Origin of the sequence: Mesorhizobium sp. M1348 (genome assembly GCF_040317925.1) — a bacterium.
Taxonomy (GTDB): Bacteria; Pseudomonadota; Alphaproteobacteria; order Rhizobiales; family Rhizobiaceae; genus Mesorhizobium.
Genome location: NZ_JAMYLH010000018.1, coordinates 116,441 through 126,794, shown reverse-complemented (window position 1 = coordinate 126,794; position 10,354 = coordinate 116,441). Strand labels below are relative to the sequence as shown.

General features: G+C 62.7%; 11 protein-coding genes and 1 riboswitch. Of the genes, 9 read left to right on the top strand and 2 right to left on the bottom strand.

Annotated elements, in window-relative coordinates; all coding sequences use genetic code 11:
* Positions 1-177 precede the first annotated feature (177 nt).
* Complete coding sequence (locus NKH13_RS25105; RefSeq protein WP_352915074.1) at positions 178-2,190, bottom strand: acetyl-CoA carboxylase biotin carboxylase subunit; 2,013 nt, start codon at positions 2,188-2,190, stop codon at positions 178-180.
* 213 nt (positions 2,191-2,403) lie between these two features.
* On the opposite strand from NKH13_RS25105, the gene NKH13_RS25100 reads away from it, so the two are divergent.
* The 7 genes from NKH13_RS25100 (at position 2,404) to NKH13_RS25070 (ending at position 7,404) form a co-directional block, all read left to right on the top strand.
* Positions 2,404-3,531, top strand: coding sequence for an S-(hydroxymethyl)glutathione dehydrogenase/class III alcohol dehydrogenase (locus NKH13_RS25100; protein WP_352915071.1), 1,128 nt, complete (start codon positions 2,404-2,406; stop codon positions 3,529-3,531).
* Entirely contained in the window at positions 3,528-3,803 is a 276-nt protein-coding gene (locus tag NKH13_RS25095) for a hypothetical protein (RefSeq protein ID WP_352719247.1), read from the top strand. The genes NKH13_RS25100 and NKH13_RS25095 overlap by 4 nt, the downstream gene beginning before the upstream one ends.
* 20 nt (positions 3,804-3,823) lie before the next feature.
* A complete protein-coding gene (gfa, locus tag NKH13_RS25090) occupies positions 3,824-4,393 on the top strand; it encodes an S-(hydroxymethyl)glutathione synthase (protein WP_352719246.1) in 570 nt (189 codons plus the stop codon).
* Between the two features lie 66 nt (positions 4,394-4,459).
* Positions 4,460-4,927 (top strand): YaiI/YqxD family protein, encoded by a 468-nt coding sequence (locus tag NKH13_RS25085; RefSeq protein WP_352454435.1) that lies wholly within the window; start codon positions 4,460-4,462, stop codon positions 4,925-4,927.
* A 5-nt stretch (positions 4,928-4,932) separates the two neighbouring features.
* Positions 4,933-5,610 carry a DUF1345 domain-containing protein gene (locus tag NKH13_RS25080; RefSeq protein WP_352719245.1) on the top strand — a complete coding sequence of 226 codons (678 nt, stop codon included), beginning with the start codon at positions 4,933-4,935 and terminating at the stop codon, positions 5,608-5,610.
* Positions 5,611-5,711: 101 nt separating this feature from the next.
* A complete protein-coding gene (locus NKH13_RS25075) occupies positions 5,712-6,593 on the top strand; it encodes a cytochrome b/b6 domain-containing protein (RefSeq protein ID WP_352719244.1) in 882 nt (293 codons plus the stop codon).
* 1 nt (position 6,594) lies between these two features.
* Positions 6,595-7,404: a molybdopterin-binding protein gene (locus tag NKH13_RS25070; protein ID WP_352719243.1), complete on the top strand. Its 810-nt coding sequence runs from the start codon at positions 6,595-6,597 to the stop codon at positions 7,402-7,404.
* A gap of 34 nt (positions 7,405-7,438) precedes the next feature.
* Here the strand turns inward: NKH13_RS25070 and NKH13_RS25065 are convergent, their stop codons facing one another.
* Complete coding sequence (locus tag NKH13_RS25065) at positions 7,439-8,440, bottom strand: hypothetical protein (protein ID WP_352719242.1); 1,002 nt, start codon at positions 8,438-8,440, stop codon at positions 7,439-7,441.
* Positions 8,441-8,642: 202 nt separating this feature from the next.
* Positions 8,643-8,729, top strand: a riboswitch (glycine riboswitch).
* Positions 8,730-8,877: 148 nt separating this feature from the next.
* Here NKH13_RS25065 and gcvT point away from each other — a divergent pair.
* Both gcvT and gcvH read left to right on the top strand, forming a co-directional pair.
* The gene (gene gcvT, locus NKH13_RS25060) at positions 8,878-9,975 is read left to right on the top strand and encodes a glycine cleavage system aminomethyltransferase GcvT (protein WP_352719241.1); all 1,098 of its coding nucleotides are present in this window, start codon (positions 8,878-8,880) and stop codon (positions 9,973-9,975) included.
* Between the two features lie 5 nt (positions 9,976-9,980).
* Positions 9,981-10,349: a glycine cleavage system protein GcvH gene (gene gcvH / locus NKH13_RS25055; RefSeq protein WP_352719240.1), complete on the top strand. Its 369-nt coding sequence runs from the start codon at positions 9,981-9,983 to the stop codon at positions 10,347-10,349.
* Positions 10,350-10,354: the final 5 nt, after the last annotated feature.

The following is a 10,354-nucleotide window of genomic DNA, read 5'->3' as shown; positions in this document are numbered from 1 at the left end:
ATCTCCCCCCTCTAGTGGGGAGATTGGCTGTCATCTCGGCTTCGCCAATCTCGTAGGGTGCAGAAGGGGCACTGTCCCCGAAGCTGCCGATCTCCCCCCTGGAGGGGGAGATGTCCGGCAGGACAGAGGGGGGCACTGTCCCGCCAACCTTGGAAGAGTATCAAGGCGGTTTTAGCCTCACGCGAATTCCATGATCACCGCATCGACCGCAAGGCTGTCGCCGGGCTTGGCGTTGAGCTTCGAGACGATGAGGTCGCGCTCGGCGCGCAGCACGTTTTCCATCTTCATCGCTTCGACCACGGCAAGCGTCTCGCCGGCCTTGACCTCCTGCCCCTCGACAACGGCGATCGACACGACGAGGCCGGGCATTGGGCAGAGCAGCATCTTTGAGGTATCCGGCGCGATTTTTTCAGGCATCAGCCTTTCGAGCTCAGCGGTGCGCGGCAGCATGGCGCGACCTGTCACCGACATGCCTTTCCAGGCGATGCGGAACCCGTTCAGCACCGGCCTGACTTGCGCCGCGACCTTGCGGCCGCCGACCGTGCCGCGCCAGATGAGATCGCCCGGCCGCCAGTCGGAGGTCACCGTCAGTGGCTCGCCGCCGTCGATCGACAGGTCAAGCTCGATCGGAATGGAAATCATGCCTTCGACGATGGCCACCGAAAGATAATCCCGGCCGATCTTCACCACCCAATCGCGTTTCAAGGCACCCGAATGCGGCGCCAGCCGCCCGCCCAGCCGGTCGAGCCGGTCGCGGCGCAGCAGTTCCACCGCGGTGGCAATCGCGGCCAGCACCGCTTTCTCCTCGGCGTCTGGCACGATCGGCGCGAAGCCGTCGGGGTATTCCTCGGCGATGAACCCGGTCGATATCTGACCTTCCCGCCAGCGCGGATGCTGCATCAGCGCCGCCAGGAACGGTATGTTGTGCTCGATGCCGTCGACGACGAAACTGTCCAGCGCTTCCGACATCGCGTCTATCGCCGCCAGCCGTGTCGGCGCCCAGGTGCACAGCTTGGCGACCATCGGGTCGTAGAACATCGAGATTTCCGAGCCTTCGGTGACGCCGGTATCGTTGCGGATGACGATTTCGCCGAATTTTCCCTCTTCCGGCGGCCGGTATCTCGTCAGCCGGCCAATCGACGGCAGAAAATTGCGATACGGATCTTCGGCATAGAGGCGGCTTTCCACCGCCCAGCCGTTCATCTTGACGTCGCTCTGCTTGATGGCGAGCTTTTCGCCGGCTGCCACGCGGATCATCTGCTCGACCAGGTCGATGCCGGTGACGAGTTCCGTCACCGGATGCTCGACCTGCAAGCGCGTGTTCATTTCCAAGAAATAGAAGTTCTTGTCGCTGTCGACGATGAATTCGACCGTCCCGGCGCTCTGGTAGTCGACCGCCTTGGCCAGCGCCACCGACTGCTCGCCCATGGCTTTGCGGGTCTTGGCATCGAGGAATGGCGACGGCGCCTCCTCTACGACCTTCTGGTTGCGGCGCTGGATCGAGCATTCGCGCTCGCCGAGATAGAGCGTGTTGCCAAGCGCGTCGGCGAGCACCTGGATTTCGATATGGCGCGGATCGACGATGAACTTTTCGATGAAGACGCGGTCATCGCCGAACGAGCTTTTGGCTTCCGACCGCGCCCGGTCGAAGCCGTCGCGCACCTCTGCCTGGCTCCAGGCGATGCGCATGCCCTTGCCGCCGCCGCCGGCCGAGGCCTTGATCATCACGGGATAGCCGATTTCGCCGGCTATTCTGTCGGCATGGGCGGCGTTTTCGACGACGCCGAGCCAGCCGGGCACCGTCGACACCTTGGCCGCATTGGCGAACTTCTTCGATTCGATCTTGTCGCCCATCGCCTTGATGGCCTTGGGCTTCGGGCCGATGAAGACAATGCCTTCCTGCTCCAGCGCTTCGCAGAAGGATGCCCGCTCGGACAGGAAACCGTAGCCGGGATGCACGGCCTCTGCTCCTGTGGCCTTGCAGGCGGCGATGATCTTTTCCGGGACCAGATAACTTTGCGCAGCCGGCGAAGGCCCGATATGCACCGCCTCGTCGGCCATTTCGACATGCACAGCGTCGCGGTCGGCGTCGGAATAGACCGCGACGGTGGCGATGCCCATCTTGCGCGCCGTCTTGATCACGCGGCAGGCGATCTCGCCACGGTTGGCGACCAGGATCTTTGTGAACATGCAGGCCTCGTCCCTCGGCTGCCCTTCTTTTACGGGCTTCCCGTTTTATGGGCTTCAGGGGGCCGGTCAAGGCAAAGTCGGAGCCTATCCCGGATGCAAATCGGCGGGCGCTGACGAAAATCCGGGGTCGGAACGTCGCTTCGTGCATAGCGCAGAGCTGAATGGTAAGTTAAATCTAACCTGGATTGCAGACTGTCTTGGGAGGATTGCCTGATGAAAACGCGCGCCGCTGTCGCCGTCGCCGCCGGAAAGCCGCTGGAGATCATGGAGGTCGACCTCCAGGGCCCTCGCGATGGCGAGGTGCTGGTCGAGATCAAGGCAACCGGCATCTGCCACACCGACGAGTTCACGCTGTCGGGCGCCGACCCGGAAGGCCTGTTTCCGGCGATCCTCGGCCATGAGGGCGCCGGCATCGTCGTCGACGTCGGCAAGGGCGTCACCTCGGTCAAGAAGGGCGACCATGTCATCCCGCTCTATACGCCGGAATGCCGGCAGTGCCCGTCCTGCCTGTCGCGCAAGACCAATCTGTGCACCGCGATCCGCGCCACGCAGGGACAGGGCTTGATGCCCGACGGCACCTCGCGCTTCTCGATCGGCAAGGACAAGCTGTTCCACTATATGGGCTGCTCGACCTTTTCCAACTTCACCGTGCTGCCCGAGATCGCGGTGGCCAAGGTCAATGCCGACGCGCCGTTCGACAAGATCTGCTACATCGGCTGCGGCGTCACCACCGGCATCGGCGCTGTGATCAACACGGCCAAGGTCGAGCAAGGCGCGACGGCCGTCGTCTTCGGCCTCGGCGGCATCGGCCTCAACGTCATCCAGGGCCTGCGCCTTGCCGGCGCCGACATGATCATCGGCGTCGACCTGAACAACGACAAGAAGGAATGGGGCGAGAAATTCGGCATGACGCATTTCGTCAATCCGAAGGAGATCGACGGCGATGTCGTGGCTCATCTCGTCAACATGACCAAGCGAGGCGCCGACCAGATCGGCGGCGCCGACTACACGTTCGACTGCACCGGCAACACCAAAGTCATGCGGCAGGCGCTTGAATCGTCGCATCGCGGCTGGGGCAAGTCGGTCATCATCGGCGTTGCCGGCGCCGGCCAGGAGATCTCGACGCGGCCGTTCCAGCTGGTCACCGGCCGCACCTGGATGGGCACCGCCTTCGGCGGCGCGCGCGGCCGCACCGACGTGCCGAAGATCGTCGACTGGTACATGGATGGCAAGATCGAGATCGATCCGATGATCACCCACACGCTGAAGCTCGAGGACATCAACAAGGGCTTTGACCTGATGCATGAAGGCAAGTCGATCAGGAGCGTGGTAGTCTATTGAAGGAGGTACTGATCCGGGTTCGGATCCGATATCCGAATTTCAGCGAGTCGCTCAGTATGCAGAGCTGGCAATTCGGCGAACATCTTTGGGTAGCGCTTAGGAATAACAACCGCGTTCGCATCGACCTCGATGATGAGATCGACCGCGGCAGAGAAGAAATATCGTTTCTCGTGCGCGATACATATCTGAGCAAAGCGCTCAAGGTGGTTGAGCGCGTCAAGCAAGAACACCGTATGGAGAATGAAGCGGTAATCGAAACGGAACCAGCATAGAACCAAGGGAGGAAATAAAAATGCCGGAAAAACTGCATCCTAAGATCGACAATGGACTGCCCAGGCAAAAGGCCGATTTTGCCGGCGGGACGCTAGTCTGCGCCTGCACCAGCAACCCGGTCAAGGTGAAGGTCAAGGGCCAGATCGCCCATAACCATGCCTGCGGCTGCACCAAATGCTGGAAGCCGGAAGGCGCATTGTTCTCGGTCGTGGCGGTTGCCGGTACGGGCGACGTGACGGTGACCGAAAACGGCGACAAGCTGAAGATCGTCGATCCGGGCGCGCTGATCCTGCGCCATGCCTGCACAGGCTGCGGCGTCCACATGCACGGCCCGGTCGAGCGCGACCACGCTTTCAAGGGGCTTTCGTTCATCCATCCGGAGCGCTTCCAGGAGGATGGCTGGTCGCCTCCGGGCTTCACCGCCTTCGTCTCGTCGATCATCGAATCCGGTGTCGATCCGCGCCGCATGGACGGTATCCGATCACAGCTGAAGTCGATCGGGCTCGAACCTTATGATTGCCTCAATCCCGGCCTGATGGATTTTATCGCCACCTGGACGGCGAAGAGATCCGGCGCGTTGCCGGCCTAGTAGCTGCTCGACTATCATCGATCGAGCCGGGCGACGCCGCCCGGCTCTTTCACATTTGGAACAACGATGCCCGCACCCGCCATTCTCGTCGATGCCGATGCCTGCCCGGTGAAGGCCGAGGTCGAAAAAGTCGCCGAGCGGCACGGCATCGTCGTCACCTTCGTCTCCAATGGCGGCTTGCGTCCATCGCGCGATCCGATGATCCGCAATGTCGTCGTCTCCAAGGGTGCGGACGCCGCCGACGACTGGATCGTCGAAAATGCCCGGTCCAACGACATTGTGGTGACCGCCGACATCCCGCTTGCCGCCCGTGCGGTGGCGCTTGGCGCCCATGTGCTCGGCCCGACGGGACGCCCATTTACGCCGGAAACGATCGGCATGGCGGTGGCGATGCGCGACCTCAAGCAGCACCTGCGCGAGACTGGCGAAAGCAAGGGCTACAATTCGAGCTTCGCGCCGCAGGACCGCTCGCGATTCCTTGGCGAACTTGACCGCATCTTGCGGCGAGCGCTGAAATCGGCCTCAGCGGACTGAGAACCATGACGACCGGTACCCCGACCAAAATGCCCATGCAACGCCACACGCCGTTCGCGCTGTCGGCCTGCATCGGCGTGGCAGCCTTTGGCGCAGCGCTGATCTGGCGTGCGCCGCTTGCCTATTCGATCGGCGCCAATGTGTTCTTTGCCGCCTATCTCTGTCTTGTCGTCGCCCACATGCCGCGGCTTACCGGCAGCTATCTGCGCAAGAATGCAGGCGACACGGACCTGCCGGTACTGGCCATCTTCGCGGTCACGCTGGTTGTGGTCGCCATTGCCATCGTTTCGTTGTTTCAATTGATCAACAGGGAGAAGAGCGCGGATCCCGTCGAGCTTACGGTGGCGTTGTTGTCTATCCCGCTTGGCTGGTTGACCATCCATGCGATGGCGGCGCTTCACTACGCGCATCTCTATTGGTTGGACGGCGATGCGATGGATGGCGACACCAAAAAGAAAATTCCGGTCGGCGGCCTCGACTTCCCGGGCGGCAAACGGCCGGAAGGCTCGGATTTCCTCTATTTTGCGACAGTGATCGGCATGACGGCGCAAACCGCCGACACCAACATCACGACCTCGCAAATGCGCCGTGTCGTGCTTGTGCATTCGATCCTGTCGTTCTTCTTCAACACGGTCATCGTGGCAGCCGCGGTCAATCTCGCCGTCAGCCTCGGCAGTCCGTAATAAATCCGTGATCGGGTGAAACATCGCTTAAGCTGGCGACGTATTGGGAGGAGAAGAGATCTGACAGGCCGCGGCGAACACGCGGCCGGAGGGAACAACAGATGGAATCGGTTGCCAGAGGCGAAGCCAGCACCGGAGCAGATGGCGCTGCTTCGACGGATGCGACGCTGATCTATCGCCAGTCGCGCTGGACACGGCTGACGCATTGGCTGTGGGCGATCGCGCTGTTCTTCATGCTGCTCTCCGGGCTGCAGATCTTCAACGCCCGCCCGCAGCTCTACATCGGCAAGGAGTCGGGCTTTGGCTACAACAACACCATCTTCGCCATCGGCGCCGAGAACACCGCAAGCGGCCCGCGCGGCTACACCGAAATCTTCGGCAAGCGCTTCGATACCACCGGCGTACTAGGCTGGTCGGGTCCGGCCGGCCAGGAGACCTCCCGCGCCTTCCCGTCCTGGGCGACGATCCCTTCCTACTACGATCTCGGCACCGCGCGCGTCGTCCACTTCTTCTTTGCCTGGGTGCTGACGGCCACGCTGCTGGTCTGGCTGGTCGCCAGTCTGATCAACGGCCATTTGCGCCGCGATCTTGCCCCGCGCCTCGATGATATCAGGCGCCTGCCGCGAGACATCGTCGAGCACGCCAGGTTCAGATTCCACCACAAGCGCGAATACAACACGTTGCAGAAGATGGCCTATGGCGGCGTGCTGTTCCTGCTGCTGCCGCTGATGATCATCACCGGCCTTGCCATGTCGCCGAGCATGGATTCGGTGCTGCCATTCCTGAACGACGTACTCGGCGGCCGGCAGACGGCGCGCACCATCCACTTCACGGTGATGCTGCTGCTCGTCGCCTTCTTCGTCGTCCACATCCTGATGATCCTGGCCGCCGGCCCGATCAACGAGCTGCGTTCGATCATCACCGGCTGGTACCGAACCGACCCGCCGGCGCGTAGCGACAAAGCACCCGAGAGGAGCGCCTGACATGGCGAAATTTGAGATCAGCCCCAAGCTACAGATAAGCCGAAGGAAATTCCTGACCTCGGCCAGCCTCGGCCTTTCCGGCATCATGCTGTCGGGCTGCGACGCCTTCGACAGCCAGCTTGGCGTCGGCGACGGCCTGCGCAGCTTCCTCGAAAGCGCCAATGGCCTGACCTGGCGGGCGCAGCGGCTGCTTGCCGGCCGCGATGCGCTGGCGCCGGAATTCACCGAGGCCGACATTCGCCAGCCGCAGCGGCCGAACGGTGTCACCGCACCGGACGACGACTATTACAAAGGCCTGCTCGCCAGCGATTTCGCCGACTGGCGGCTGGAGGTTTCAGGCCTCGTCGAAAAACCGCTGTCGCTGAGCCGCGAGCAGCTGATGAACATGCCGAGCCGCACGCAGATCACCCGCCACGACTGCGTCGAAGGCTGGAGCTGCATTGCCAAATGGACCGGCACGCCGCTGTCGCTTGTGCTCGACCAGGCAGTGGTCAAGCCGCAGGCGCGCTATGTCATGTTCCACTGCCTTGACACCATCGACCGCAGCCTTGCCGGCGATATCAAATATTACGGCTCGATCGACCTGATCGATGCTCGTCATCCGCAGACGATCCTTGCCTATGGCCTCAACGGCAAGCCATTGCCGGTCGAAAATGGCGCGCCGCTGCGCGTTCGCGTCGAGCGCCAGCTCGGCTACAAAATGCCGAAATACCTCTACAAGATCGAGCTGGTCGACGGCTTCGCCAATCTCGGCGGCGGCAGAGGCGGCTATTGGGAGGACAATGGCTACGACTGGTACGGCGGCATCTGACGCCGCATTGTACCAACGATTTACTGCCTTTTGTTCAAGCGACCCTGTCGATCAGCGGCTTGAGCGCAGGGTGTATTTCCGGCGAGGCGTGCTTGATCAGGGTCAGCAGCGCACGCTCGTTGTCCTGCAGCGGCCGGTCGCCGATGTGTTCAGCAAGCCATTTGGCCTCGCCGGCATCGACCGTCTCGGCGCGGCGGGCCAGAGCCTCGGCTGCCTTGTTCCTCGATTCCCATTCGGCCTCGACGTCGCCCGGTGAGCGATAGGCCTCCATAATGCCAGACAGGCCGCCCGACACCATACGGCTGAAGAAACCGCCGATCTCCGGATCGGCCTGCTCGAAGAAGGAATCCCGGCGCAGCGCCACATCGCGGATCGGCGCTTCGTAGCCGGCCGAGCACATGACGAAATTGGCGATCGCCTTGACGAACAGATCGTTCCAGGACGGATCGTTGTCGGCCGCCGCTGTCCGCTCGTTGATCTTGAACAGCACCTCGGCCTCGGCGCGGCTGATGGCGATGTTGCCATCGCCACCATAGGCGTAAAGGATGCGGCGCAACAGCTCGACCTCGGCCTTGGCAATCGACCCGGGGATAAGTCTGCCGCCGCCGGTCATCAGCGGCCCCTGGCCGTCCACGACCGCATGAGCGACCTGCTCCAGCGCATAGCTGGAAAGCGTGCTCGGCGATGATTTGGCAGCTTCCAGCACGTGCACCAGCAACTCGAGTTCTGTCCGGCTATCGACCATGCCGTCGCGCGAAATCGTTCGGATCAGCCAGTCGGCATTCTCCTGCGAAACATAGCCGGCCGGCTGTTCCTGGTGGACGATGAAGTCGGTCACGGCCTCGACGAAAAACTCGAGCCATTCCGCGCATTTGTCCCGCGCCGTCGCGTCGAGTGCAAACAGCGCCTCGGCCTCGCCGCGCGTTACCACGCCGTCGCCGAACACTTCGCCGCGCAGCATGACCACGTCTTCAGCCGTGATCCGATTTTTCGAGGTCAGCCCGGCCATCGGCGCGCTCATGATCAATTCGCCCATTTTCTTCCCCGCCCGCCGCAATCGCCGGTCCTTATCCGGTATATCGGCAAGGTCTTGAGAAACCGGCAAGCGGCGTGGTTAGCGAAGGCTTGCCTGGAAAGAAGGCCCGCAAAGAAGACTTGCCAGTAAAAATGTCGCTGGCAGGTGACAAGGTGTCGTCCACGGGCTATGGATAACGAGTCGAGGGCTCTTAACCGAGTCCTACCTGTTTGCGGGAGAGAGCAGCGAGAGCTGCCGCCGAAGGGGAAATCGCCCGAAATCTCTCAGGCAAAAGAACCGTAGACGGGAAAGACACTCTGGAAAGTCGGGGCTTGCCCCCGCGCCGAAGGTGTAAGCGCTGCCGACAGAGTTACGGGGCGCGAGTCTCTCAGGCTTCAGACAGAGGGGCACGGACTGGTCGCCATTCGCGACCGCTTGCGTGCGACTCTGGAGATGACATGACGGGCGACACCAAACACCTTCCCCTCGAAGATCTGCACATGGCAGCCGGTGCGCGCTTCGGCGCCTTCGCCGGCTGGTCGATGCCGCTGACCTACCCGGCCGGCGTGATGAAGGAGCACCTTCACAGCCGCGAGCATGCCGGCCTGTTCGACATCTCGCACATGAAGCTGTTCGAAATCAGCGGCCCGGGTGCAGCAGCGCTTCTGAACCGCGCCTGCCCGTTCGATGCCGGCGCGCTTGAGATTTCCCAGTCCAAATACACGTTCTTCCTCAATGAGGCGGCCGGGATACTCGACGATCTGATCGTCACCAGGCTCGGCGCCGAGCGCTTCATGATGGTCGCCAATGCCGGCAATGCCGCCGCCGACGAAAAACATCTGCGCGCACTGGCCGGGGATTTCGACGTGAAGGTGGACGCACTCGACCGCGTCTTCCTGGCCATCCAGGGCCCCGAGGCGTGGGCCGCCCTCTCCCGCGCCGGCATCGAGACCGGTTCGCTGGTGTTCATGCACGGCATCGAGCCGCGCGAAAAATGGTTCATGAGCCGGTCTGGCTATACCGGTGAAGACGGCTTCGAGATCGGCCTGCCGGAAGCGGATGCGCGAAACCTCGTCACCAGGCTGCTCGAGGACGAGCGGGTGATGTGGATCGGCCTTGCCGCCCGCGACAGCCTGCGGCTCGAAGCCGGACTGTGCCTGCACGGGCTGGACATCACGCCGGAGATCGATCCGGCCAGCGCCGGGCTGATGTGGGCCATCCCCAAGGAGGTTCGCGCCTCCGGCGCGTTCGTCGGCGCCGATGCGCTGCGCGCCATCCTGGAGCGCGGCCCGGCGCAAAAACGCGTCGGCCTGAAGCCGGAAGGCCGCCAGCCGGTGCGCGCCGGTGCTGCCCTTTTCGATGCCGACGGCGACCCTGCCGGCCATGTCACCTCCGGCGGCTTCGGCCCCTCGGCCGGTCATCCGGTCGCCATGGGCTACGTCCAGACGCCGCTTGCCAAATCCGGCGCAAAACTGTTCGCCGATGTCCGCGGGACGAAAATCCCGGTCGACATCCACCCTCTGCCCTTCACGCCCCATCGCTACCGCAAAGGATGATTTCAATGGCAAAGACCTATTTCACCGAAGATCACGAATGGCTGCGCGTCGAGAGCGGCATCGCCACCGTCGGCATCACCGACTACGCACAGCAGCAGCTCGGCGATCTCGTCTTCGTCGAGCTGCCGGAATTGGGCAGAAAACTGGCCAAGGGCGACACCGCCGTGGTGGTCGAATCGGTCAAGGCGGCATCGGACGTCTACGCGCCGGTCGACGGCGAGATCACCGAGGCCAACACCTCGCTGTCATCGGATCCTTCGCTCGTCAATTCGGCGGCAACCGGCGACGGCTGGCTGTGGAAGATGAAGCTGGCCAATGAAAACCAGCTCGATGGGCTCCTCGATGAAGCCGCTTACAAAGCCCATATTGGTTGATAGCA

Excerpts from the sequence above, each read along its gene's own strand:
- NKH13_RS25065 (WP_352719242.1), bottom strand. The coding sequence starts at position 8,440 with ATGGGCGAATTGATCATGAGCGCGCCGATGGCCGGGCTGACCTCGAAA.
- NKH13_RS25100 (WP_352915071.1), top strand. The coding sequence starts at position 2,404 with ATGAAAACGCGCGCCGCTGTCGCCGTCGCCGCCGGAAAGCCGCTGGAG.
- NKH13_RS25070 (WP_352719243.1), top strand. The coding sequence starts at position 6,595 with ATGGCGAAATTTGAGATCAGCCCCAAGCTACAGATAAGCCGAAGGAAA.
- NKH13_RS25105 (WP_352915074.1), bottom strand. The coding sequence starts at position 2,190 with ATGTTCACAAAGATCCTGGTCGCCAACCGTGGCGAGATCGCCTGCCGC.
- gfa (WP_352719246.1), top strand. The coding sequence starts at position 3,824 with ATGCCGGAAAAACTGCATCCTAAGATCGACAATGGACTGCCCAGGCAA.
- NKH13_RS25085 (WP_352454435.1), top strand. The coding sequence starts at position 4,460 with ATGCCCGCACCCGCCATTCTCGTCGATGCCGATGCCTGCCCGGTGAAG.
- gcvH (WP_352719240.1), top strand. The coding sequence starts at position 9,981 with ATGGCAAAGACCTATTTCACCGAAGATCACGAATGGCTGCGCGTCGAG.
- NKH13_RS25080 (WP_352719245.1), top strand. The coding sequence starts at position 4,933 with ATGACGACCGGTACCCCGACCAAAATGCCCATGCAACGCCACACGCCG.
- gcvT (WP_352719241.1), top strand. The coding sequence starts at position 8,878 with ATGACGGGCGACACCAAACACCTTCCCCTCGAAGATCTGCACATGGCA.
- NKH13_RS25075 (WP_352719244.1), top strand. The coding sequence starts at position 5,712 with ATGGAATCGGTTGCCAGAGGCGAAGCCAGCACCGGAGCAGATGGCGCT.